The organism is Actinoplanes sp. GCM10030250, assembly GCF_042666575.1.
Lineage (GTDB): Bacteria > Actinomycetota > Actinomycetes > Mycobacteriales > Micromonosporaceae > Actinoplanes.
The window spans coordinates 435872-459488 of record NZ_JBHTDO010000001.1 but is presented as its reverse complement, the minus strand read 5'-3'; the positions used below and the strand labels follow the sequence as shown (position 1 = coordinate 459488).

The window sequence follows — 23617 nt, the reverse complement described above, 5'->3', positions numbered from 1 at the left end:
CATGAGTGACCACGCGCAAACCCGGTTCTGGTCCGGCATCGACGTCCCGAAGATGCTCGCCGGCACGCTCGCCGCGGTCTCGGCCGCGGTGGTCGGCTCGTTTCTGGGGGTCGCCGGCACGCTGATCGGTGCGGCCGTGGCGAGTGTGATCAGTTCGATCGGCACCGAGGTCTACCACCGGTCCATCAACCGGGGCGCGAAGACTTTGCAGTCCGCGTTCGTGACGGCACCGGCCGCTGTCGGTACGCCGGACGTGGCAGCCACGCACGAGCCGCCGTCCGAAGTGCCGGAGGTTCCGGAGGACACCGAGAAGAAGCGGCTCCACTGGAAGCGCATCAGCCTGGTGGCGGCGGCACTGTTCGTCATCGCCCTGGGCAGCCTGACCGCCGTCGAGCTGATGGCGGGCAAGACCGCGGCCGACGCGGTGAGCGGCCGCGACGGCGGCAGCCCGACTCTCCTCAACTTCTCCGACAAGTCGGACAACGAGGAGGAGACCCCGGCGACGGAGCAGAGCGCTCCCGCAACCGAGGCACCCCAGGACGGCGATACCGACGCGACGACCGGGCCGAGCACCGCACCGGAGACGGCCGAGCCGACCGCAACGGCACCGGCGGGCGAGCCCACCGGCGAGCCGGCCCCGACGCCGGCAACGGGCGGCGACACCGGCGGCGACACGGGCGAGGAGCCTCCGGCCGGCGACAAGTCCGGGCAGGATGAGGGCGGCACGCAGGAGCTGCAACAGGAGGGCACCGACAGTGGACGCTAAGGGCATCCTCGAAGACGCGTACGGCCGGCTTCCCGAGCTCATCGAGTCCGCCGTCGACGGCCTGACCCCGGAACAGCTCCGCCGCGCACCCAAGGCCGGCACGAACTCGATCGGCTGGCTGGTCTGGCACCTCACCCGGGTCCAGGACAGCCACATCGCCGACCTGACGGGCGAGGACCAGATCTACGTCACCGGCGACTGGGCACCGCGCTTCGGCCTGAAGCCCGACCCGTCGGACACCGGTTACGGCCACACCGCCGAGCAGGTCGCGTCGGTCGCTCCGGAGAGCGCACAGGCCCTGCTCGACTACTACCGCGCCGTGCACGACCGCAGCCTGGGCTATCTCCGCGGCCTCTCCGCCGCAGACCTCGACCGGGTGGTCGACGACGCCTGGGACCCACCGGTCACGCTCGGCGTCCGCCTGGTCAGCGTCTACGACGACGACGCCCAGCACGCTGGTCAGGCAGCCTACGTCCGCGGCCTGCTCTGAGCGCGTTTTTCCTTGGGTACGCACGAAGCCCGGTCCTCCACCGCCGAGGGCCGGGCCGCGTCGTACTCAGGACGAGGGTGGCTCGCTGAGGGGTAGGCGTACCAGGAACCTGGTGTCCCCCGGTTGCGACTCCACGCTGATGTCACCACCGTGACCGTTGACCACGATCCGGTACGAGATGTCCAGCCCCAGCCCGGTGCCCTCACCGACCGCCTTGGTGGTGAAGAACGGCTCGAAGACCCGTTTGCGCACCTCGGGCGGCATCCCGGGGCCGTCGTCCGCGATCGACACCACCAGCCGGTCGTCCTCGGCGTAGGTGTGGATCGTCAGCGTCCCCCGCCCGCCCATCGCCTGGACCGCGTTGTCGATCAGGTTGGTCCAGACCTGGTTGAGCTCGGCCGGGTGCGCCGGTACCTGCGGGAGCGAACGGTCGTACTGCTTGACCACCCGGACGTTGTCGCCGATCTTGTGGGTGAGCATCACCAGGGTGCTGTCCAGGCCGCTGTGGATGTCGATCCACTGGTGTGCGGCCCGGTCCAGGTGCGAGTACTGCTTGGCGGCGTTCACCAGGTTCGACACCCGGCCGGTGGCGTCCTCGATGTCGCTCATCAGCTGCTCGGTCTCCAGCGCGTACCCGATCCAGTGGAGCGCCTGGTCGAGCAGCTCGGGTGAGTCGAGCCGGGACTGGAGGTCGGCGAGGCAGCTGGTGTCGATGCCGCCCTGCGCGAAGACCGGTGCGACGTCCCAGCCGTTGGTGATGTCGTGCTCGTCCATCCAGTCGCCGAGTTCGTCCTCCAGGTCGGCGGTCTGCATCGCGGTCAGCACCGGTGCCTTCGCGGCCCGCTCGATCACCTCCTCCTGGAGTTCGAGGAGGGCGACGAGCCGGTCCGGGGCGACCTTGCCGGCGGCGAGCTTGCCGAGTTTCATCCGCATCGCGGCGACCCGCTCACGCAGCGCGCCGGTGGCCCGGGAGGCGGCGGCGGCCGGGTTGTTCAGCTCGTGCATCAGGCCGGCCGACAGCGCGCCGAGGGCGGCGAGCCGCTGCCGCTCGCCGATCGCCGCCTGCATGCTGCGCTGCCCCAGGGTCAGCCCCTCCAGCAGGTGGATGGCCATCGGGAACCACTCGCGCATCAGCCGGCCGAAGTCGGTGGCCGACAGCATGAAGAACTCGCTGTCGGAGAGGGCCCGCATCGACGCCATGTACTTGCGGGGGACGCCGTCGTCGCGCAGGTAGGCGTTCGTGGCGCCCATGTAGACGCCGCGCTGCTCGGTCCGGGTGGTGGTGACCTCGTCCTGGCCGACCCGGCGGGTCAGCGAGATCGTGCCGCTGAGCAGCACGAAGAACGACTCCGCCGGGTCACCCTCGCGCAGGACCAGGCCGCCGGCCGGCACCCGCATGGTGCAGCCGTGTTCGGCGATCCAGGCGAGCTGCTCGTCGGTCAGCTTCTCGAACAGGAACAGGCTCTTCAGCTCGGCTGCCGTCAGCGCGCCGGGCTCGCACGGTTCCAGCCGGATCTCTTCGGTGTCGGTCATGGCTTACTGCGCCTCCAGGTAGCGATGCACCAGCGTGACGGCCATCGCGCCCTCGCCGACCGCCGAGGCCACCCGTTTCACCGAGTTGGCCCGGACGTCGCCGGCGGCGAAGATGCCGGGAACACTGCACTCCAAGTAGAACGGATCGCGCTCCCGATCCCATCCCCGCGGGCGCTCCCCGTTCGCGAGCAGATCCGGGCCGGTCCTGATGAACCCCCGCCCGTCCCGGGTCACCGCGTCACCCAGCCAGTCGGTCCGCGGTTCCGCGCCGATGAAGACGAACAGGTAACCGCACTCCACGGTCATCTTCGTGCCGTCCTTGCTGTCACAGATCGTGATCGCCTGGAGGTGGCCCTCGCCGTGCGCGCCGATCACCTCGCACCGCGTCCGCACGGTGATGTTCGGGACCTGGGCGAGCTGCTGGATCAGGTAGTACGACATCGACGCCTCGAGCGAGGCGCCTCGGACCAGCAGGGTGACGCTTCGGGCGTACGCCGAGAAGAAGAGCGCTGCCTGCCCCGCGGAGTTCGCACCGCCGACGATGTAGACGTCGGTGCCGGCGCAGGCCGGCCCCTCGGTGGAGGCCGAGCCGTAGTAGACGCCCGAGCCGGTCAGGCTGTCGACGCCGTCGGCGGTGAGCGGCCGGTAGGAGACGCCGGTGGCGAGCACGATCGAGTGGGCGGAGACCTCTCCGCCGTCGGCGAAGGCGAGGGTACGGGCGGAGCCGTCCGCCCTGAGCCCGACCACCTCACGGGTGTTCAGGGTCTCGGCGGAGAACTTGCCGGCCTGGCGCCGGGCCCGGTCGGTCAGCTGCGCACCGGAGATGCCGTCCGGAAAGCCGAGGTAGTTCTCGATGCGCGAGCTCTGCCCGGCCTGCCCGCCGACCGCCTGCCGCTCGACGAGCAACGTCTTGAGGCCCTCGGAGGCGCCGTAGACAGCGGCTCCGAGACCGGCCGGGCCGCCGCCCACGATGATCAGGTCGTAGAAGTCGCGGTCGGGTGCGGTGGAGAGGCCCGCCGCCTCGGCGACGTCCTGCACGCTCGGCCGCGGCAGCGCCCGCCCGTCGGCGGTCACCACCAGCGGGACCGCCTCCGGCCCGGCGTCGGCCGCCTCCAGCAGGCGGCGGCCCTCCGGCTCGTCGGCGCCGAAGTATTTGTACGGCACGAGGTTGCGGGCCAGGAAGTCGCGGATCTGGAAGGACGGCTCGCTCCACCGGTGACCGACCACCCGGAGGTCGGGCAGCTCCGTGTCACCGGTCGCCTGCCACGCGTCGAGCAGCGCGTCCAGTACCGGATAGAGCTTCTCCTCCGGCGGGTCCCAGGGCTTGAGCAGGTAGTGGTCGACGTCGACCACGTTGATCGCCTGGATGGCGGCGTCGGTGTCCGCGTACGCGGTGAGCAGCGCCCGCCGTGCGTGCGGGAACAGGTCCATCGCCTGCTCCAGGAACTCGATGCCGTTCATCTGCGGCATCCGGTAGTCGGCGAGGATCACGGCGACCCGGCCGCCGCGCAGCTTCAGCTCGCGCAGCGCTTCGAGGGCCTCGGCGGCCGACGAGGCGCGAACGATCCGGTACTTGTCGCCGTAGTGGCGTCGCAGGTCGCGCGCGATGGCGCGGGAGACCGAGGGGTCGTCGTCGACCGTGAGGATGGCGGCTTGGCCCATGTGTCGTTGTCCTCAGCTCTCGTTTTCGGGGTGCCGTTCGAGGTATCCGGCGACGAAGGGGCAGGTGGCGACGACCGGGGTGGATCGGGACCGGGCGTCGGTCAGTGCCGCGGCGGCGAGCCGGCCGGCCAGTCCGCGCCCGGAGAAGGCCTGGTCGACCTCGGTGTGCAGCAGTTCGATGCGGTCGGCGTGGCGGCGGTAGTGCAGCATGCCGGCGACCTCACCGCCCAGCACCACTTCGTAGCGCTGATGCTCGAAGCTGTCCACCACGATCGCGTCGGCGGCGTTCGCGTTGCCGGCCTGGGCGCTGCCCTCGACCCGCAGCTTGCGGCGGGCCCGCTCGTAGAACGAGGTGCGGCCGAAACGGATCACCTGGGCGGCGTCCGGCAGTGGCTCGACGTCCAGGCAGGCACCGGGCTCGGCGTAACCCTCGATGATGCCGTCCACCTCGATCGCCAGCCGCCCACTCGTCGGCAGCACCTCCAGGGCGACACGCTCGGAGGTGTCCAGCACCAGCGACCGGTTGAACGAGGAGTGCGCGGCGGCGGCGCTCACGATCAGCCCCCGCACGTTCGGCGAGACGATCGGGCCGCCCGCCGAGAAGCTGTACGCCGTCGAGCCGGTCGGCGTGGCGACGATCACCGCGTCGGCCGCGTAGTTGACGAAGTTGCTGCCCTCCACCCGGATACCGACTGCTGCCAGGCCGTGACCCGGTACCCGTACCAGAGCGATGTCGTTGAACGCGGTCACCTGGCGGCCGTCGGGCAGCGTGGTGCGCACCGCCGTCCGGGGCTCGACGGTGTACCGATGGTCGTCGATCGCGGAGAGCGACTCACCCAGATCCGGCAGGTCCACTTCGGCCAGGAACCCGAGGCGGCCGACGTTGACACCGAGAACCGGCGTCTTGCGCCCCTCCACCAGCCGCATCGTGCGCAGCATCGTGCCGTCACCGCCGAGGCTGACCAGCAGCCCGGCCCGCTCCACCATCTCCTCCACCGGAACCGGCACCGCGCTGCACGCGATCCGGGTGATCTCGTCGGGCAGGCCGAGCACGGTGACACCCCGCTCGGCGGCCCAGTTGACGATCGCGTCGACCGCCGAACCGCAGTCCCGCCGCGGATGCAGCACCAGACCGACGACCTTCACCATGCCCATGGCCGCTTCCCCGCTCTCCCTGGCAAACCCTATGCAGCCTTGCACGCCCGGACCCGGATCGGCGAACACGCCGGTTTCCGCCGCGTTACCGCTGGGGTCGCTGCTGGTTCTGCCGTCAGGTGCGGTCGGCGAGGGCCAGGAAGCGCTCGGGGACGTCCTCGTAACCGCGCAGCCGCCACCCCGACCCGGCCAGCAGCGGCCCCAGCCGTTCCTCGCTCAGCGGCTCGTTCTCGCGCAGCGTCCGGCCGTGCCGGGCGGCCAGCTGCGCCCGCCCGGTCGGGTGGAAGATCGCCAGCACCCCGCCCGGACGTGTCACCCGGGCCAGCTCCACCAGGCCGGCAACCGGGTCCGGCAGGTGATGGACCAGCCCCGCCGCGAAGATCACGTCCGCCGCGGCGTCGGCCACCGGCAGGCGGCGGGCGTCGGCCAGGACCAGCGCCGCGCAGTCACCACGGCCGGCCTTCCTCGCCTCGGTGAGCATGTCCGGGGTGAAGTCGAGCCCGACCACCCGGCCGGCCAGCCCGACGGCGGCGGACAGGGCCGGCAGTGCGCGGCCGGTGCCGCAGCCGACGTCGAGGACGACCTGACCGGGACGCACACCGGCGAGCCGGACGGCCTCGGTGTAGCGCGGGATGTCGTCGCCGAACTTGCTGTCCCAGTCGGCGGCCCGGGCGGCGAAGAAGGCCCGGCTCTCCGACAGGTACCACCGGTCGGGGTCGGCCAGGTCCGGGTGGATCTGGCGGATCACCGGCCACTCGGGGTCGCGGTGGTCGATCACGACCTGGGCGCGGCGCTCACCGTCGCCCTCGGCGAAGCGGTGCCGGGGACCGCCGCGCAGGAAGACCAGGATGCGGTCGGTGGCCGGCTCCAGCACGTTGAGCGCCGAGTCGGAGACGCTCCCGCCGGGACCGGTCAGGCCGAGGACGGCGTCGACGCTCCAGGCCCGGGAGGCGGACGGGAAGGCGGCGGCGAGGCGAGCGGCGAACGTGGCCGCGGCGCCGGGATCGCCGCCGTCGACGATCACGGTGAGCGGGGCACGCGGCGCCAGCACCTCGGCGAGCAGGGCGGTGACTTCGGCGATGCGTTCCGGCACGCCACCAGCATGACGGGGTGGGTGTGACACGCGCAACGCCCCCCAGGCTGAGCAGTTTGCGACACTTTGTCATCCAGGGGTGTGACCGGCCGATGTCAGCTGACACAGTGACACCCATGAGGAGAGCCCTGCTGGCCGCCGCGGCCGCACTCACGCTCGCGGGATGCGGCGCTCCGGCCACGAGCAACGACGGCACCGGCGGCACCGGGACCGGCGCCTCCCAGGAGGGCCCCGGCTCGACGGGTGTCCAGCAGATCCGGGTGCTGGCCGACGAGTCGCTGCGGAAGGCGTTCGACCAGGTGGAGACCAGCTTCGAGCAGCGCAATCCGCAGGCGGAAGTCGTCCTCACGTACGGTGAGGGTATTGATCTGGCTCGTCAGATCACCGACGGCCAACCGGCCGAGGTGTTCGTCACCGAGGACCCGTCAGCGATGGCGACGGTGACCGGGTTCGGCAAGGCAGCCGGCGAGGCCGAGACGTTCGCCGGCGGCCTGCTGCGGATCGTCGCGGTCAGCGACGCCGGTGCGTCCTTTGTCACGTTCGTGCGCGAGGGTGACGGCCTCCGCGTGCTCACCGACACCGGTGTCCTGCGCCCCTGACCGGCCGGTGATCGCTAGCGTTACCGGTCATGGAGGCACTTGAACTCGCCGATTTCCGTGCGGCCGTGGCCCGGATGTACCTCGATGTCACACCGCTGGCCGACTTCCGCGGGCAACGCGACGAGCTGTTCGCCACCCACCCGCAGTCGCCCATCCCCACCGCCGACCGGCCGGGCTTCACCGGCCTGCGGTACTTCCCGGAGAACACCGCGGCGGTCGTCGAGGTGCGGTTGCGACCGGAGCCCGGCTCGCTCGAGGTGGACACCGGCGGACCGGACGGGGTGATCAGTTACCGCCGGGCGGGTGTCCTGGAGACGCCCTTCGGCGAGCTCTCGCTCTGGTGGATCGAAGCCTACGGCGGCGGGCTCTTCCTGCCCGTCCGCGACGCCACCTGCGGCGGCGCGAGTTACGGCGGCGGGCGCTATCTCACCGACACCGTGAAGGGTACGCACGGACGCGGCCTCACCCGGCTGGACGGCGACCGGGTCCGGCTCGACTTCAACTACCTCTACAACCCGAGCTGCGCCTACGACCCCGCGTGGGCCTGCCCGCTCGCACCGCCGGAGAACCGGGTGACCGCGCCGATCGAAGCCGGCGAACTCACCTACCCCTGAGGTCACGCCCCTCCGGCGACACGATCCGACCAGGAGCGGCGGGTGGCGAGGTTGACCGCACCGCCCTCGAGGACGGCCCGATGGACGGCGCGGGCCAGCGGTGCGCCCCAGCGCGAGCGCGGGCCGCCGTAGGCCGCGACCGGTCCGTCCATCGGGCACAGGACGCAGATCGCGTCGGTGGCCGTCCCGGTGGCGGTGAGGCCGAGTTCGGCGAGGGCCTGGGCCTTCGCCTCGGTGGCCGTCGCGACCGCGTTGATCAGGGCGCCGTCGCCGAGCCGCTGCGGTGTCCAGGCCACGATGTTGACGGTGCCCGGCTGATGACCGAACCCGATCGCTGACGGGTCGGCCGCGAGGATCGGCGCGCCCAGGCCGACGGTGGCGTAGACCTGCACCCCGTCGTCGTCGGCGGCCACCACGTCGGCCACGTCGACCCCGGTGAGCAGGCCGACGCCGGTGCCGGTGAGGCCGAGGTGCGCCGCCAGTTCGGCCAGGTGGGCGTCCGGGTCAGGGCGGGCGTACGACATGGCGACGCTCGCGTTGACCAGCCACTCCCGGGGGCCGACCCCGCCGCCGAGGACCGCGCTGGAGACGGCCAGCAACGGCTCCGGGAAACGCCAGAGCAGCAGCGGTACGTCGTGGCCGCCCTCCCTGCGATGGGTCAGCGACGGTTCGGCGAACATCGCGGTGTTACGTCCATTCCGGTGCCAGGACGGCCCAGATCTCAGTGTCCCGGCGGATGCCCTGCCACGGGTACGACTGCCGTTTCTGTCCCTCCCGGGTCATCCCGAGCCGGCGGGCGACGTTCGAGCTGGCCACGTTGTTGGGGTCGCAGAGCCACTCGACCCGGTGCATGCCACGGGTACGGAACGCCCAGCCGATCAGCTCCCGGACAGCCTTGGTGATCAGGCCGCGGCCGGTCGCGGACGGCTCCAGCCAGCAGCCGACCTCGCAGTTGCCGCCGGCGGCGTCGAACGCCACGAACATCGTGCCGCCCACCAGCGTCCCGTCGAGCCAGATGCCGAACAGGCGCCCGGTGTCGGCGGCGGCCCGGTCCGCGTACCTCTGGAGGGTTGCGGTGGCACTCGCCAGGTCGGTGCTGATGCTGGCCCAGGGAATCCACGGATCCACGGTGGCGCGGGCCCGGTCCATGTGCGCCAGGAACTCTTCGGCCTGCCACGGTTCGAGGGGCCGGAGCTGCGCCCCGTCGCCCAAATCAATCGAGAACACCGAGGCAGCGTAACGAGGGTAGGGTCTTTGGTCCGTACCCGGGACCCGGCAATTCGGGCACCATGGGGGTATGAGCGAAGACGACGTCACGCGAGCACTGGTGCAGGCGGCCGACGCCGCCCGTTTCGCCCCGTCGATCCACAACACTCAGCCCTGGCGCTGGGTGGTCCGGGGCGGCCGTCTGGAGCTGTTCGGGGTCGCCGAGCGGCAGCTGCACGAGCAGGACCCGGCCGGGCACATGCTGTTGCTGAGCTGCGGCACCGCCCTGCACCACGCGCAGGTCGCGCTGACCGCGGAGGGCTGGCGCTACGAGGTGGAGCGGCCGTCCGCAGAGCCCCTCGCCACGCTGCGGCCGATCGAGCGGGAGGCGATCCACCCGGAGGCGACCCGGCACCTCCAGATGCTGCAGGTGCGGCGGACCGACCGGCGGACGGTGACCGACGAGGCCGTGCCCGAGGACACCCTGCGGCACCTGGTCAAGCAGACCGAGGAGGGCGGGGCCCGGCTGCACGTGCTCGGCCGTGACCAGGTGATCGAGCTGGCCGTGGCGGTGGAGCACGCGCAGAAGGCGGCGGACACCGACGAGCGCCTGCGCGCCGAGACGGCGAAGTGGGCAGGCGGCGAGCGCACCGACGGCACCGGCATCCCGGCCTCGGCCCTGCCCGAGGAGGTTCCGCTGACCACCGTCGCGGAACGCGACTTCCAGACCCGGGGCACCCTGGCCGCGGGAAGCGGTCACGACCAGGCCGCGACCTACGCGGTCCTCTACGGTACGGGCGACGCCGCGACCGACTGGCTCCGAGCGGGCGAGGCCCTGAGCCGCCTGTGGCTGGCCGCCGCCGAGCAGGCGGTGAGCCTGCTGCCCCTGAGCGGCCCGGTCGAGATCCCCTCCACCCGGCACACCCTGCGCCGCATGCTCGGCGGAACCGGCCACCCCTTCCTCGCCGTACGCCTCGGCACGCTGGACCCGGCACACTCGGCCCCGCCCAAAACCCCCCGCCTCCCCGCCGGCCAGGTCATCGAGGTCGTCCCCGGCTAATGCGGGTCGCCTTCGGGGCCGTAAGCGGCGAAGAAGCGGTCCCGGAAGGTGTCCATCCGCCAGTTCGGCGCGTCGGTGGCGGGCTTCAGGCCGGCGGTCCAGCCCCACGGGGCGATCCGCTCGAAGACCTTCGGGTCCTTGGCCACGATGGTGATCGGCACGTCGCGGGTGGCGTTCTGACCGACCACGACCGGTGCCGGCTGGTGGTCGCCGAGGAACACCATGACCAGGTCGTCGTCGGCGTACTTCTCGACGTAGGAGAGCAGGCTGTCGATCGAGTAGGCGACGGACCGGCCGTACTCGTTCCGGATCTTCTTGTCGTCCTTCCACACGGTCTGCGGTGACTCCGCGGCCGCCTCCATCGGGCCGTAGACGCTGCCGTCGCCGAGCGCCTCCCAGTCGAGCATGGTCGGCACCGGCGCCCACGGGGTGTGGCTGGAGGTCAGCGTGATCTCGGCGAGCAGCGAGCCACGGTCCTTCTTCGCGTACTCCAGCTTCTGGAAGGCCGACATCACGAACTGGTCGGGCATCGTGGACCAGCTGAACGCGGGTCCGTGATAGCCCAGCATGTGCGCGTCGTAGATGTGGTCGTACCCGTAGAACCGCCCCTCCGGCCAGGCGAAGGTGATGCCCGGTTGGACGCCGACCGTACGGTGCCCTGCCTTGCCGAAGGCGCTGGTGAGGGTCAGCCGATCGGTCGCGACGAGGCTGCGGTAACGCTGCTCGTTGTCGATCCAGAGGCCGGACAGGAAGGTGGCGTGCGCCAGCCAGCTGCCGCCGCCCGCGGTGGACGAGGTGAGCCACCCGCTGCGGGACGCGAACCCGGCCTTGGCCAGTTTGTCGCCGTTCGTGGCGAGCGTCTGCTGGACCGCGCCGTTGAACTCCGGGTTCTCCAGGGCGTCCCGTCCGTAGCTCTCCACGAACGAGATGATCACGTCCTTGTCCTTCAGCGCGGTGAGCATCTGATCGCCCGGCCGGTCCCGGTACGCGTCGACCGTCACCTCCTGGGCGAACTGCTTGCGGTCGCGCAGGTCGTTCGGCAGCGCCAGGGCGGTGTGCGCGGCGAGGTCGGCCGCGGTGTGCGAGGCGACCGGGATACCGCCGATCAGCTGGAAGCCGATCGCGGCCAGGGCCGCCCAGGCGACACCCACCGTGCCCAGGCCCCGCCAGGCCCAGGCACGGTGGGCGATCAGGATGCCGCTCAGCCGCAGGACCGCCCAGGTCATCCCGGCGATCAGGGCGGCGGCGAGGGCGAGCGCGCCGACGGCGATGCCGATGGCGGCGGGCCGTCCCAGTGAGTCGCTCATGAAGTTGAAGCCGTCGTCGAAGAGCGCCCAGTCCAGAACCGGGTCGAAGCGGCGAGCCAGCACGGCGAAGAAGCCGATGTCCACGAACTTCACCACGGTCAGCACGCCGAGCAGCACGCCGAGCCCCGCGGCGATCGGCCGCCGCGCCCGGCCGAGACGCCCCCGTTCCGGCAGCAGGAGCAGGAGTGCTCCGGCCACGAGCGCTTCGACCGGGATGCGCAGCAGCGCGGTGGAGACCGAGTTGCCGGGCGGCAGGCGGAAGATCTGATTCGGCACGATCAGTGCCAGGAACACCAGGATCGCGGCGAATGCCGTGGTCAGATGCCGCAGGACTCGGCGGTAGGACTTTGCTTGGCTCACGCTCTGTTCATACGCCGGGGCGCCGCGCGCGGTTCGACGGCCCCCACCCATGACAAAAGTCAGTGGATGAGTGAGCGCTCGCTCATTAGGGTGGGCCGCATGGAATCTCGACGCCGGCGCGTCCCGGCGATGGCACCGGACGAGCGGCGCGCCGCGCTCATCGCGGCGACCATCCCGCTGCTGCACGAGCACGGCCTGGATGTCAGCACCCGCCAGATCGCCCACGCGGCAGGCGTCGCCGAGGGGACGATCTTCGGGGTGTTCGACAGCAAGACCCAGCTGGTGGTCTGCTCGGTGGTCAAGGCACTCGATCCGCGGCCCACGCTCGACGCCCTGGCGGCCATCAACCCCGAGGCCGATCTGCGGATCCGGGTGGCCGACGCGGCCGAGCTGGTGCACGCCCGCTTCATCGAGCACGCGCACCTGATGAGCGAGGCCCGCAAGCTGATCTTCGACAGCACACCGAATCCCGAGGCGCAGGCCCAGATGGCCGCGGCCCGGGAGCAGTTGCACCTGGCGATAGTTCTCGTCTTCCTGCCGGACGCGGCCCGGCTGCGGGTCTCCGCCGACCGGGCCGCCCGGCTGTTGCTGCTGCACTGCGGCGCCAACGCGTTCGGGCCGTTCGGCGAGCCCGGCACGTTCAGCGGCGCCGAGCTGGCGACCCTGCTGCTAGACGGCATATTGACCGACAAAACCGAACGGGGGGATCAGCCGACATGCTGATCAAACTGCTTCGCGTCCATCTGCGGCCCTACCGGACGGCGATCACCCTGGTGGTCCTCTTCCAGTTCCTGCAGACGCTCGCGACGCTCTACCTGCCGGCGCTCAACGCCGACATCATCGACAACGGCGTGATCAAGGGCGACACGGGCTACGTGCTCCAGGTCGGCGCCGGCATGATCGGCATCACGGTGCTCCAGATCGCGGCACAGATCGTGGCGGTGTATTTCGGCGCCCGTACCGCGATGGCCGTCGGCCGTGACCTGCGCTCCTCGATCTTCGTCCGCGTGCAGACCTTCTCCGCGCGCGAGGTCGGGCAGTTCGGCGCACCGTCGTTGATCACCCGCACCACGAACGACGTCCAGCAGATCCAGATGTTGGTGCTGCTCACCTTCACCCTGATGGTGTCGGCGCCGATCATGTGCGTCGGCGGCATCGTGCTCGCCCTGCGCGAGGACGTGCCGCTCTCCTCGCTGCTGCTGGTCATCGTCCCGGTGCTGATCACCGTGATCGGCCTGATCATCTCCCGGATGCGGCCACTGTTCCGCACCATGCAGGTGCGCCTCGACCGGGTCAACCAGGTGATGCGCGAGCAGATCACCGGCATCCGGGTGATCCGCGCCTTCGTCCGCGACGAGCACGAGCGCGAGCGGTACGGCGTGGCGAACGACGAGCTCACCGACGTGTCGCTGCGCATCGGCCGGGTCATGGCGTTCATGTTCCCGACGGTGATGCTGATCGTGAACATCTCCAGCGTCGCCGTGCTCTGGTTCGGCGGCCACCGGATCGACTCCGGCGGCATGCAGGTCGGCGCGCTCACCGCCTTCATCAGCTACCTCATGCAGATCCTCATGTCGATCATGATGGCCACCTTCATGTTCATGATGGTGCCGCGCGCCGAGGTCTGCGCCGAGCGCATCGAGGAGGTGCTGGACGCCGAGTCCAGCGTGGCGCCGCCGAAGACGCCGGTCACCACGCTGGCCCAGCACGGCGAACTCGAGCTGCGTGACGTCGGTTTCCGCTATCCGGGCGCCGAGGCCGCGGTGCTTTCCGGGGTACGGGTGACCGCGCACCCGGGTCAGATCACCGCGATCATCGGGAGCACGGGCAGCGGCAAGACCACGCTGCTCAACCTGATTCCCCGGCTCTTCGACGCCACCGAGGGCTCGGTGCTCGTCGACGGTGTCGAGGTGCGTGACCTGGACCCGGCTCTGCTGTCACGGACCATCGGTCTGGTGCCGCAGCGGCCGTACCTGTTCAGCGGGACGATCGCCTCCAACCTGCGGTACGGCAATCCGGACGCCACCGACGAGCAGCTCTGGGAAGCCCTGGAGATCGCCCAGGCCAGGGAGTTCGTCGAGCGGATGGACGGGCAGCTGGCGGCACCGATCGCGCAGGGCGGCACCAACGTCTCGGGTGGCCAGCGGCAGCGCCTGGCGATCGCGCGGACCCTGGTGCACCGGCCGGAGATCTACCTCTTCGACGACTCCTTCTCGGCCCTCGACTACGCCACCGACGCGGCGCTGCGTGCGGCCCTCACCGAGCACATCGCCGACGCGACAGTGGTGATCGTGGCGCAGCGGGTCAGCACGATCCGCGACGCCGACCGGATCGTCGTCCTCGACGACGGCAAGGTCGTCGGCACCGGCACTCATGACGACCTCATGGAGACGAACGAAACCTACCGGGAGATCGTCCTGTCCCAGCTCACCGCGGCGGAGGCAGCGGCATGACCAGTCACTGTGCTCTACCCGTACACCAAACGCTCCTGTCCGGAGGCAAACTATGACCGCGCCTGTTCGCCGGCCTGGACCGACGCCTGGTGGGCCGCCCGCGGCCCGGATGATGATGGCCGGCGGCCCGCCGGAGAAGCTCCAGGACTTCAAAGGCTCCACCAAGCGGCTGCTCGGCCTGCTCAAACCACAGCGGGTGACCGTCGGTTTCGTGCTGCTCTTCGGCGTCGGCAGCGTATTTCTATCAGTGCTCGGGCCCTATCTGCTCGGTCGTGCCACCGACGTGATCTTCTCCGGCGTGATCGGCAGGATGCTGCCGGCCGGCATCACCAAGGAGGAGGCGATCGCCGGGCTGCGGGCCCGCGGCGAGAACAGTCAGGCCGACCTGCTCTCCGGAGTGGACGTCATTCCTGGTCAGGGCGTCGACTTCGACCGGCTCGGTGACGTGCTCACCTGGGTGGCGCTGATCTACGTTGGCGCCTGGATCTTCGGCGTGCTGCAGGGCCGGCTCACCGCCAAGGCTGTGCAGTCCGCTGTCTTCGACCTGCGCGGTCAGGTCGAGGCCAAGCTCGCCCGGCTGCCGCTGTCCTATTTCGATCAGCAGCCGCGCGGTGAGGTGCTGAGCCGCGCCACCAACGACACGGACAACATCGCGCAGACCCTGCAGCAGACGTTCGCCCAGCTGGTCACCGCCCTGCTGATGATCGTCGGCGTGCTCGGTGTGATGTTCTGGATCTCCCCGCTGCTGGCGCTGATCGCGCTGTTCACCGTGCCGGTGTCGATCTGGCTGACCACGATGATCGGCAAGCGCTCCCAGCCGCAGTTCGTCGCGCAGTGGAAGACCACCGGCAAGCTGAACGGGCACATCGAGGAGATGTTCACCGGGCACGCGCTGGTGAAGGTCTTCGGCCGCCAGCACGAGGCCGCCACGGTCTTCCAGGAGCACAACGACGCCCTGTACGCGTCGAGCTTCCGGGCGCAGTTCATCTCCGGTCTGATCCAGCCGGCGATGATGTTCATCTCGAACCTCAACTACGTGCTGGTCGCCGTCGTCGGTGGCCTGCGGGTGGCTTCCGGGACGCTGTCGCTGGGCGAGGTGCAGGCGTTCATCCAGTACTCACGGCAGTTCAGCCAGCCGCTGACCCAGGTGGCGAGCATGGCGAACCTGGTGCAGTCCGGTGTGGCCTCGGCGGAGCGGGTGTTCGCCCTGCTCGACGCGCCGGAGCAGTCACCGGATCCGGCTCCGGTGTCGCTCGGTGCGGTGCGCGGGCGCATCTCCTTCGAGAACGTGTCGTTCCGGTACCTGCCGGAGAAGCCGCTCATCGAAAACCTGTCACTGACGGTGGAGCCGGGCCAGACGGTGGCGATTGTCGGTCCGACGGGGGCCGGCAAGACCACCCTCGTCAACCTGGTGATGCGGTTCTACGACGTGACGTCGGGGCGGATCCTCCTCGACGGCGTCGACATCGCCACCATGCCCCGGGAGCAGCTGCGCGAGCAGATCGGGATGGTTCTGCAGGACACCTGGCTGTTCGGCGGGACCATCGCGGAGAACCTCGCCTACGGGTCGGATGGTTTTGACGCCGCCTCGGTGCGGCGAGCCGCCGAGGCCGCACACGCTGACGGTTTCGTGCGGACGCTCCCTGACGGCTACGACACGAAACTCGACGAAGAGGGGTCGAATGTCAGCGCGGGGCAGAAGCAGCTGCTCACCATCGCGCGGGCGTTCCTGGCGGAGCCGAGCATCCTGATCCTGGACGAGGCGACCTCGTCGGTGGACACGCGGACCGAGGTGCTGATCCAGCGGGCGATGGGGAACCTGCGTACCGGGCGGACCAGCTTCGTCATCGCGCACCGGCTGTCGACCATCCGGGACGCGGACGTGATCCTCGTGATGGAGGAGGGCTCGATCGTGGAGCAGGGAACGCACGACGAGCTGATCGCGGCGGACGGTGCCTATGCGCGGCTCTACTCCGCGCAGTTCGCTCAGGCTGTCGTCGAGGTCGACTGAGTTTTCGCATACGGAACGGGGGCGGCCATCCGGCCGCCCCCGTTCTGTTACCGCTTGCGCTTACTTGATGGTGATGTTTTTCGAGGCCGAGTAGCCACCGTTCAGGCCCGCGGAGGTGTTACCCGCGACGAACGCCCGCAGCGTCAGCTTGGTCTTCGACTTCACCGAGTAGGTCTTCTTGAAGCCCGCGCCGGTGGTGGTCCCCTTGTAGGCGGTCGACCACTTGCCCTTGACCAGCTTCTGAACGACGACCGCCTGACCGGAGGCCTTCGGGTTGCCGGTGACGCTGACCGTCACCTTGCCCTTGGTGGAGCTCACCGAGAAGGCCGGGTTCTGCGTGACCTTGACGGCCCGCTCCGCCGAGTTCATCTCCTGCGACTGCACGGCGAACCGGTAGCCGGTGGCGATGGAGCGGCTGAACTTGTAGTTGCCGTTACCGTCGGCCTTGCCGTTGACGAGCCACTTCAGCTCACCGTTGCCGGCGATCGGAGCGCCCCACAGCTCAACCTGGGCGTTGGCGTCGACCTTGCCGGTGATGGTGGCGTAACCCGCACCCTTGGCCGGTCCGGCGACACTGATGGTCGGCGTGGCCGGGCTGTAGGTGTCGTCCGACTTGATCGTGACCGTGCCGGTGCCGCGCTTGACCGTCGCACCGCTCGGGCTGGTCGGGTTGCCCAGGACGACCCGGAAGGTCTCCTCGGCTTCCTTCATCTTGTCGTTCAGCACCTCGACGTTGATCTTCGCGGTGCTGGTGCCCGGCGTGACGACGAGCTCGCCGCGGGTCGACTTGAAGTCCTCGCCGGCCGTGGCAGTGCCGTCCTCGGTCCAGTACGGGATCCGGATCGTCTGCGTGGTCGACTTGGTGTTCTCGTCGAAGGCCAGGTCAACGTGGACGTCGACAGAACCTTCCCACTCACCGATCGACTCGTCGCGGATGGCGGCGGCCGGCGGGAGGTCCGCCGGATCGTCGGTGATCCGGAAGGTGCCGGTGGCCGTGGAGAAGCCCTGCGGCGACGCCGTGACCTCGGACACCGTGACGCCGAAGGTCTCGGTCGCCTCGTCGATGTCGTCCGGCAGGAGGTAGAACTCGGCCAGCCGGGAGTTGGCCTCGGACAGCGCTGTGTCGCCCTGAGCGACCGGGATCGTCCGGGTGGCGAGCGTCGTCGGGACCTCGTAGTCGGTGCCGGGCGTCGCCGCGTTGGTGCCGATGGCAGCGGTGGTGACACCGAGCGTGTAGTTGTACTGCGAGAGACCGACCAGCGTGCCGACCACCCGCATCGTCGTGCCCTCGCCGCCGGAGACCTCGGTGAGCTTCACGGTGGGCTTGGCATCGTCGTTGGTGATGTTGACGCGCGCGGTGTGCGACACGTCGGCGGTGAGGGTGCTGTTCACCGAGGTGCTGACCGTGGCCAGCGCGACGCTGAACGCCTCATCACGTTCGTAGACCGCATCCCCGTTGATCGGGATGTCGAGGTACCCGGACTTGTCACCCTTCTTGATGGTGACGGTACGGGTCGCCGGGATGTCGTAGTCGTTCGCACCGACTGTCGCACCCGAGTTGACGCCGGTTTCGGTGGCACTGGCCAGACCGGTGAAGTCCGTGGTGAACAGAACGTCGGCGCCGGCCGCGCCGCTCAGGTTGATCGGCACCCGGGCCATCGTCTGGCCCTCGTTGCCCTCGACCACCGAGACGTCCGAGGTCGTCCAGGTGGGCTGAGCGTCGTCCGCGCCCTCGACGACGTAGACGGTCTGGCTGCCGAGGCCGCCCACCGTCTTGTTCGCGCTGGCGAGAGTCACGGTGAACGACTCCGCCCGGCCGAGGCCGTAGGCCGTGCCCTCGTAGGTGGTGTCACCGACGATCTTCACCGGGATCTTGCCGGTCCAGGTGCCGGTAGCCGTGACCGGGATGGTCAGCGAGCCGGCGGTGCCTGTGTAGTCGACGCCGTTCGTGGCGGTGACGTCGGTGAACGTGTAGTCGAGCCGCAGCGGCGTCTCCCGTGCGGTGGCGCCGAGCGCGATCGACACAGCGATTTCCGCGTTGGTGGTGGTGTTCGATCCCTCGTCGAAGAAGACGTCGGTCGTCGGGGTCGGGATGTTGTTGGTCAGGTCCATGTCGGTGACCGCGACGCTGGGCGTGGTGTCACGATCATTGATCGTGGCAGTCGCCGTCAGCGGCGTGCCCAGCGTCAGCCCCGTGCTCGGGTTGGAGATCGAGCCGTTGAAGGTCTCGGTCCCCTCCAGGACGTCGTCGCCATAGGGCGGAGTCAGAACGTCCGCCCGTGTGGTGACCGACTGGTAGACGGTCTGCGTCATCGGCGGGATGGGCACCGACACCGGAGCCGTCACCGCGGTGAAGTCGCCGGTGGAGCTGGTGCCGCCGGTCGCACCGCGCGTCTTGTCGGTGTCGGACCCGTTCGAGGTCGTGAAGTCGACGGTGAGCGCGTTCTCCGAGAGGCCGGAGAGCCTGATCGGGAAGCTGGCGGCTGTCCCCTCGTTCACCGCGGCTGCATCGCCGATGCTCACCGTCGGCGCGGCGTCGTTGTCGGTGATCCCGATGTCCGCCGTCATGGTGCCGTTGGTCGTCACTCCGGTCGGCACGGTGGCACCGATCGTCACCCGGACATACTGGGTCTCCGGCTCGTCGACGTTGTCGTCGTTGATCGCCAGCGAAAGGGCCCCGGTCGTCGTGCCGGCCTGGATGGTGATCGCCGCGTCAGCGACCGGCGCCGTGAAGTCGCGGGTCACACCGCCGCTCGACAGCGCGGCTGTGCCCGCTCCGTTGTCCAGGGTTCCGGCCGCGGAGACCGGAATGGTGACATCGTGGTCCAGCGGACTGGCGATGCTGGCGACGATCGCGGCCGTTCCTGCACTCTCCGCCACGGTGGCCGGGGCCGAAACGTCCAGGCGCGGAGCCGACACCGGCAGGTCCCAGATCGTGCCGACCGCCTCCGTCGTGTTACCGCCTCCGGTGGCACTCAGCAGGAACGTCTGGTCGCCCTCGCCGGGAGCACCCGCGGTGGTGGTCGCGATGGTGACGGTGATCGAGTTCGTACCGCCCGCGGTGGTGCCGGGGAAGGTATAGGTCGCGTTGTCCGTCGGCGTCGCGGTGTAGTCCTCTGTGTCAACCGCGGACGGCGACGCATTGTCGACACCGGTGAAGGTGATGGCGGGCGAGGCCGCGGCGCCCGTGTAGGTGACCTTGAACGCAAGGTCACCACCCTCCCAGTTCGCTGCGGGAGTGATGGTCAGGTTCGGGATGACTGCCGCGTACGCAGGTGACGCGATGAAAGTTACGGGGACCAGGGCAACAGCCGAGGCGGCAACAGTCGCCAGGACCTGCCGGACCGGCTTCCGTCCCCAGAGCGTGAACGGCACCCGCTCTCGCGGCGCCGCTTGGATGGGTCGATGACGCATTCTCTTCCTAACTCCTTCGGCGGCTGGGCAACCTCCAGCGGGGAGGCCCCTGGCTTTGCGTCCCCGCCTCGCGACGGGTTTGCCTGTTCGGGTACCGCACCTAGGGGCGGTGGGGGCGCCGGCCGGAACCGGCCTTCAGCAGCGCAAACACAGATTCGAAAGTCCCTGTGAGGCGACGCCTTCCGTAATCTAACCGGCGTATCGGCCCGTTATCGGCGGATCACGTTTTTCGGTATAAAAACCTTCACATGACCTGTAACGACCGCCTCGGGACGCCCGTGAAACGGGTGAAGGGCGGCCCGAACGGACCGCCCTTCACCAGCCGCTCGGCTACCGAACTCGAACCTGCCGAGTCGGCGAAACACCGGCCAGGATGCCCTGAGACGGTGTAGCGCCCACCACCGCCCTGAACGAGTGGGAGCTGCCCGATCGCAGCCCGCGCTGGACCGTGACGAAGACGCCGCCGGAGTCGAGGCGCCCGGTGGCCACGGTCTGCCAGTTGCCGCTGACCTGCCGCTGCACCGTCACGGGCTGGCCCTGCCGGTCCGGGTCACCGGTGACCTTCACGGTCGCCGCGCCACGGGCGTTCGAGGCCGCCGCCATGGCCGGCTCCTGCCGAATCTGAAGCAGGCGCACCGGTGAGGTCAGCCCGGCGGAGCGGACCATGAGCCGGTAACCCATGGTGAAGTTCGGCCGGAACGTGAAGTCGCCGTTGTCGTCGGCCGTCGTGGTGTAGACGACCCGCCACGTCCCTCCGGACGGCCCGGGAGCGCTGAGCATCTCGACCTTCGCCCCGGCCCCGGCAGCGCCGGTGACAGCGACCCGCTGCGTGCCGGTGACCGAGGACGGGACGTTCAGGGTCGGAGCCTTGGGCTTGTCGTCGTCGGCAATGGTGACCGAGCCCTTCGCCTTCGTGACCGCCACGTCGGCGGGCTGCGCCTTACCCAGCTGCACGGCGAACTGCTGCTCGGCCTCATTGCGATTGTCCTTGAGCAGCGGCACCGAGATGGTTGTCGCGGTGACCGGCGGCGTGAACCGGACCGTGCCGCTCGATGCGGTGAAGTCCTGGCCCGCATCAGCGGTGCCGGCGACCGTACGCCAGGGCACCGCGATGGAACGCTCGGTGCCGGTGGTGTCACCGGTGAAGGTGAGCGACACGGTCAACTCGACGGCTTTGCCGCTCTCCCGGGTGTCCTCGTCGCTGATCGAGACGGTCGGCGCCACGTCGTCCGGGTCGTCGGTGATCCGGTACGCCACCCGCGAACCGCCGAGGCCGAACGGGATGGTCTCGGTGTTCTCGTCGACGGAGTCGTCACCCACGCGGATGGTGCCCAAATTCACCGCGCTGCCGGTCGGCGTTCCGGCGCGGAGCACGGTGTTCAGATTGGTGAGGTCGTAGTCGCCGGGCTCCGCGGGGTCGTTCGCCTCGTCCTCGGCCGCGGCCGTGGTGTCGTCGTCCAGGTCCAGATCGCGCTGGGCCGTTCCGGTGACGGTTCCGCGTACCTCGATGCTCTCACCCTCCGCGGCGGTGGCCGCGATGAGGTTGAGCGTGGGCTGCGGGTCATCGTCGGTGATGGTGACCGTGCTCGACTGCGCAGCGCCGCCGGCGTCTCGCTCACCGGCGGAGAGCGCCACGGTGATCCGAGCTTGCTCGTCGCCCTCGAAGACAGCGTCCTGCCGGACCGGGATCGTCACGATCGCGCTCCGGCTGCCCTTCGGAATCCGCAGTGTGGTGCCGGGCGCATCGTAGTCGTCGCCGCCCAGCCCGCTTGCGGCATCGGTGGCTGTGCCGTCAGTGGCCACCACGGTGAGGTCGACGTCGTTGGTGGCCGCGGCGTCGAGGGTCACCTCGACGGTGGCCGGACCGGAGCCCTCCACAGTCGACGCGCTGCTCGCGACAGAGAACGACGGCACACCGGTTCCCGGCCCGCTGTCGGGCGTCCCGCCGCCCGGGGTCCCGCCGCCCGGGGTGCCGCCGCCACCGTCGTTGCCACCTTCGTCGTTGTCGAAGACGGTGACGACGCTGGTAGCCGTACCCAAGGTGGCTCCGGAGGGGCTCACCTGGGTGGCCACCACCCGGAACGACTCGCTCTCCTCGCTGGTCCCGTCCTCGACGATCGGGACTCGGATCACGCTGCTTGCCGTACCGGCCGCGAGGACAAGCGGGTTCGGTGAGGCGGTCGGGCCGAAGTCGCCCAGACCGGCGGTTCCGGGATAGATCAGATAGTTGACCGAGACCGTCTGCTCGGTCGAGGTGGCCGCGTTGCCGCCGCCGTAGGCGAGGCTCACCGGCACGTCGGCGAGCCCCACCGCCTCGGAGATCGAGATCGAGCCGAGCGATACCGCCGGCGGCAGATCAGCCGGGTCGTCGGTGATGCGATAAGTCGAGGTGGCATTGGTGATGGCGGCCGTGTCATTGCGGGCCGTCAGCTTGATCGTCTCGATCGGCTCGTCGACGGCGTCGGGGTTCAGGGCCACGGTGCCGAACGGCACCGGTGTGCCGGCCTCGGTACCGCCGGGAACGGCGCCGGACACGGTGGCGGTGAAGTCACTGCTCTCGGCGGCGTTGGCCCCGCCGGTGGCATCGCCGGCAGTCGTGACCGTGTAGTTCATCGCCCGCTGGGCGAGGCCGTTCGGTGTGGCGGTGACGCCAACCGTATTGCCTTCGGCGTCCTCCACCGTGTTGAGCGTGATCGCCGGTACCGCATCGGTGTCGCTGATCGTCAGGGTGCCGTCGATCGGGCCGCCCGCCGCGTGGTCGTCGTTGTCGCGGGTGACCCGTACGAGGGCGCTCTCCGGGCCCTCGTAGGCGTTGTCGTTGAGGGTCGCCACCTGGACGGTCGCGGTCCTGGAACCCTTCTGTACGGTCAGCGGGGCCGTCGGGGTGGTGAAGTCGTCGCCGCCTTCAGCGACACCGCCCTGTGTGGCGGTCCCGTCCACGACGGAGACAGTGAACGGGATGTCGGCTGCCGCCGAGGTCGCCAGCTCCACCGTGACGGTCGCAGTTCCGCCCTCATTCACCGTCTCCGAGGAGACCGTGTAGGTCGGTAGAGGATCAGCGGTGTCCGTGATGGTGACGGCGGTGTCGGCGACCGGGATGTTCGCGTCGCCACTGGCCTGGGAGAGGCTGACGTCGAACTGCTCGGTCACCTCGTGCACCTGGTTGTTGACAATGGCGACAGGAACGTCCTCGGCGACGTCGCTCGGCTGGAAGGTCACGGTGCCGTTCGTGACGGCGGTGTAGTCGCCCGGCTCCTCCGCCGTGTCGTCTCCGGTGTCCACCCGCGCGGTGATTGTCTTCTCGGTGGAGGTGGCGACGTTGCCGGAGAGGCCCGTCCAGCTCAAACCCACTGGAACGTTCACCGTGCCGGCTTCCTCGGCCACCGTCGGCGCGGCCCCGAACACGATCTCGGGTGTCTTGTTGTTCGTGGCGTCGGCGATGGTGACCGTCGTGGTGACCGGGTCCTGACCGGCCAGGGTGATCGACACCTGCGCGGTCTGGTCGTCCTCGTCGATCGCGTCGGTGGCGAGGACCAGGCTGCCGAGGTCAAGGCTTGAGGCGCCCGAAGTAAGGCTGCCGCTCAGGGTCAGCCCGGTGCCGTCCACGTCCACGTCCTGCACCGCATTCGTCAAACCCGGTACCGCAGCCGTGCCGCCGACTCCGGTCACCGTCGCGGTCCAGGGGATCGACGCCTGCGACGAGCCGGCCACCGTCGCGCTGATCGCCGGGGTGTCGCCCTCAGTGCCGGTGATCGGCGCGAGCGTGAGAGCCGGAGCCGCGTCGTTGTCGGTGATGCTGATCGTGCTGACCACCGGGCCACCGGAGGCGTCGTCCTCACCACCAGCACGGGCGATCGTCAGCGTGGCCGTCTCAGCAGCCTCATCGTCGCCGTC

17 protein-coding genes and 1 riboswitch are annotated in these 23617 nt (G+C 69.9%); of the genes, 8 read left to right on the top strand and 9 right to left on the bottom strand.

Translation table 11 applies throughout. The features are described 5' to 3' along the window. The first annotated feature begins 1 nt into the window (after nt 1). The gene (locus tag ACFQV6_RS02065) at nt 2–766 is read left to right on the top strand and encodes a hypothetical protein (RefSeq protein ID WP_378025540.1); all 765 of its coding nucleotides are present in this window, start codon (nt 2–4) and stop codon (nt 764–766) included. Then, nucleotides 756–1256, top strand: coding sequence for a DinB family protein (locus ACFQV6_RS02060; RefSeq protein ID WP_378025539.1), 501 nt, complete (start codon nt 756–758; stop codon nt 1254–1256). Before ACFQV6_RS02065 ends, ACFQV6_RS02060 begins: the two co-directional genes overlap by 11 nt. Before the next feature lie 66 nt (nt 1257–1322). Here ACFQV6_RS02060 and ACFQV6_RS02055 read toward each other — a convergent pair whose 3' ends face one another. The 4 genes from ACFQV6_RS02055 to ACFQV6_RS02040 form a co-directional block, all read right to left on the bottom strand. Further along, nucleotides 1323–2789, bottom strand: a complete 1467-nt coding sequence (locus ACFQV6_RS02055) for an ATP-binding protein (RefSeq protein WP_378025538.1) — start codon at nt 2787–2789, stop codon at nt 1323–1325. Nucleotides 2790–2792: 3 nt separating this feature from the next. After that, nucleotides 2793–4451, bottom strand: a complete 1659-nt coding sequence (locus ACFQV6_RS02050) for an FAD-dependent oxidoreductase (RefSeq protein WP_378025537.1) — start codon at nt 4449–4451, stop codon at nt 2793–2795. A gap of 12 nt (nt 4452–4463) precedes the next feature. After that, nucleotides 4464–5606 carry an NAD(+)/NADH kinase gene (locus ACFQV6_RS02045; RefSeq protein ID WP_378025536.1) on the bottom strand — a complete coding sequence of 381 codons (1143 nt, stop codon included), beginning with the start codon at nt 5604–5606 and terminating at the stop codon, nt 4464–4466. A 115-nt stretch (nt 5607–5721) separates the two neighbouring features. After that, on the bottom strand, nt 5722–6699 hold the full coding sequence (locus ACFQV6_RS02040) for a class I SAM-dependent methyltransferase (protein WP_378025535.1): 978 nt from the start codon (nt 6697–6699) through the stop codon (nt 5722–5724). 116 nt (nt 6700–6815) lie between these two features. Here ACFQV6_RS02040 and ACFQV6_RS02035 point away from each other — a divergent pair, with 116 nt between their 5' ends. Both ACFQV6_RS02035 and ACFQV6_RS02030 read left to right on the top strand, forming a co-directional pair. Continuing rightward, nucleotides 6816–7298, top strand: a complete 483-nt coding sequence (locus ACFQV6_RS02035) for a molybdate ABC transporter substrate-binding protein (protein ID WP_378025534.1) — start codon at nt 6816–6818, stop codon at nt 7296–7298. Nucleotides 7299–7327: 29 nt separating this feature from the next. Beyond that, nucleotides 7328–7912 (top strand): DUF1684 domain-containing protein, encoded by a 585-nt coding sequence (locus tag ACFQV6_RS02030; RefSeq protein ID WP_378025533.1) that lies wholly within the window; start codon nt 7328–7330, stop codon nt 7910–7912. 2 nt (nt 7913–7914) lie between these two features. Here ACFQV6_RS02030 and ACFQV6_RS02025 read toward each other — a convergent pair whose 3' ends face one another. Next, nucleotides 7915–8592, bottom strand: a complete 678-nt coding sequence (locus tag ACFQV6_RS02025; protein WP_378025532.1) for an adenosylcobinamide amidohydrolase — start codon at nt 8590–8592, stop codon at nt 7915–7917. Between the two features lie 7 nt (nt 8593–8599). After that, entirely contained in the window at nt 8600–9139 is a 540-nt protein-coding gene (locus ACFQV6_RS02020) for a GNAT family N-acetyltransferase (RefSeq protein ID WP_378025531.1), read from the bottom strand. A gap of 70 nt (nt 9140–9209) precedes the next feature. On the opposite strand from ACFQV6_RS02020, the gene ACFQV6_RS02015 reads away from it, so the two are divergent. Further along, nucleotides 9210–10178, top strand: a complete 969-nt coding sequence (locus tag ACFQV6_RS02015) for an Acg family FMN-binding oxidoreductase (protein WP_378025530.1) — start codon at nt 9210–9212, stop codon at nt 10176–10178. Here the strand turns inward: ACFQV6_RS02015 and ACFQV6_RS02010 are convergent. Then, nucleotides 10175–11845: a sulfatase gene (locus tag ACFQV6_RS02010; protein ID WP_378025529.1), complete on the bottom strand. Its 1671-nt coding sequence runs from the start codon at nt 11843–11845 to the stop codon at nt 10175–10177. The genes ACFQV6_RS02015 and ACFQV6_RS02010 overlap by 4 nt on opposite strands. 99 nt (nt 11846–11944) lie before the next feature. Here ACFQV6_RS02010 and ACFQV6_RS02005 point away from each other — a divergent pair, with 99 nt between their 5' ends. The 3 genes from ACFQV6_RS02005 to ACFQV6_RS01995 are packed head-to-tail and all read left to right on the top strand — an operon-like array spanning nt 11945 to nt 16309. Next, nucleotides 11945–12568 (top strand): TetR/AcrR family transcriptional regulator, encoded by a 624-nt coding sequence (locus tag ACFQV6_RS02005; RefSeq protein ID WP_378025528.1) that lies wholly within the window; start codon nt 11945–11947, stop codon nt 12566–12568. After that, nucleotides 12562–14298 (top strand): ABC transporter ATP-binding protein, encoded by a 1737-nt coding sequence (locus ACFQV6_RS02000; protein ID WP_378025527.1) that lies wholly within the window; start codon nt 12562–12564, stop codon nt 14296–14298. Before ACFQV6_RS02005 ends, ACFQV6_RS02000 begins: the two co-directional genes overlap by 7 nt. A 52-nt stretch (nt 14299–14350) precedes the next feature. Then, the gene (locus ACFQV6_RS01995; protein ID WP_378025526.1) at nt 14351–16309 is read left to right on the top strand and encodes an ABC transporter ATP-binding protein; all 1959 of its coding nucleotides are present in this window, start codon (nt 14351–14353) and stop codon (nt 16307–16309) included. A gap of 60 nt (nt 16310–16369) precedes the next feature. Here the strand turns inward: ACFQV6_RS01995 and ACFQV6_RS01990 are convergent, their stop codons facing one another. Then, nucleotides 16370–19723 (bottom strand): Calx-beta domain-containing protein, encoded by a 3354-nt coding sequence (locus tag ACFQV6_RS01990; RefSeq protein WP_378025525.1) that lies wholly within the window; start codon nt 19721–19723, stop codon nt 16370–16372. Nucleotides 19724–19738: 15 nt separating this feature from the next. Then, nucleotides 19739–19817: riboswitch (cyclic di-GMP riboswitch) on the bottom strand. A 236-nt stretch (nt 19818–20053) separates the two neighbouring features. After that, nucleotides 20054–23617, bottom strand: a 3564-nt coding sequence (locus tag ACFQV6_RS01985) for a beta strand repeat-containing protein (RefSeq protein ID WP_378025524.1), incomplete at its 5' end; no start/stop codon positions are given.

What these genes read in the sequence shown, in the direction of transcription:
- ACFQV6_RS02065 (WP_378025540.1), top strand. Translation starts at nt 2, where the DNA reads ATGAGTGACCACGCGCAAACCCGGTTCTGGTCCGGCATCGACGTCCCG.
- ACFQV6_RS02055 (WP_378025538.1), bottom strand. Translation starts at nt 2,789, where the DNA reads ATGACCGACACCGAAGAGATCCGGCTGGAACCGTGCGAGCCCGGCGCG.
- ACFQV6_RS02050 (WP_378025537.1), bottom strand. Translation starts at nt 4,451, where the DNA reads ATGGGCCAAGCCGCCATCCTCACGGTCGACGACGACCCCTCGGTCTCC.
- ACFQV6_RS02045 (WP_378025536.1), bottom strand. Translation starts at nt 5,606, where the DNA reads ATGGGCATGGTGAAGGTCGTCGGTCTGGTGCTGCATCCGCGGCGGGAC.
- ACFQV6_RS02035 (WP_378025534.1), top strand. Translation starts at nt 6,816, where the DNA reads ATGAGGAGAGCCCTGCTGGCCGCCGCGGCCGCACTCACGCTCGCGGGA.
- ACFQV6_RS02030 (WP_378025533.1), top strand. Translation starts at nt 7,328, where the DNA reads ATGGAGGCACTTGAACTCGCCGATTTCCGTGCGGCCGTGGCCCGGATG.
- ACFQV6_RS02025 (WP_378025532.1), bottom strand. Translation starts at nt 8,592, where the DNA reads ATGTTCGCCGAACCGTCGCTGACCCATCGCAGGGAGGGCGGCCACGAC.
- ACFQV6_RS02015 (WP_378025530.1), top strand. Translation starts at nt 9,210, where the DNA reads ATGAGCGAAGACGACGTCACGCGAGCACTGGTGCAGGCGGCCGACGCC.
- ACFQV6_RS02005 (WP_378025528.1), top strand. Translation starts at nt 11,945, where the DNA reads ATGGAATCTCGACGCCGGCGCGTCCCGGCGATGGCACCGGACGAGCGG.
- ACFQV6_RS02000 (WP_378025527.1), top strand. Translation starts at nt 12,562, where the DNA reads ATGCTGATCAAACTGCTTCGCGTCCATCTGCGGCCCTACCGGACGGCG.
- ACFQV6_RS01995 (WP_378025526.1), top strand. Translation starts at nt 14,351, where the DNA reads ATGACCGCGCCTGTTCGCCGGCCTGGACCGACGCCTGGTGGGCCGCCC.
- ACFQV6_RS01990 (WP_378025525.1), bottom strand. Translation starts at nt 19,723, where the DNA reads ATGCGTCATCGACCCATCCAAGCGGCGCCGCGAGAGCGGGTGCCGTTC.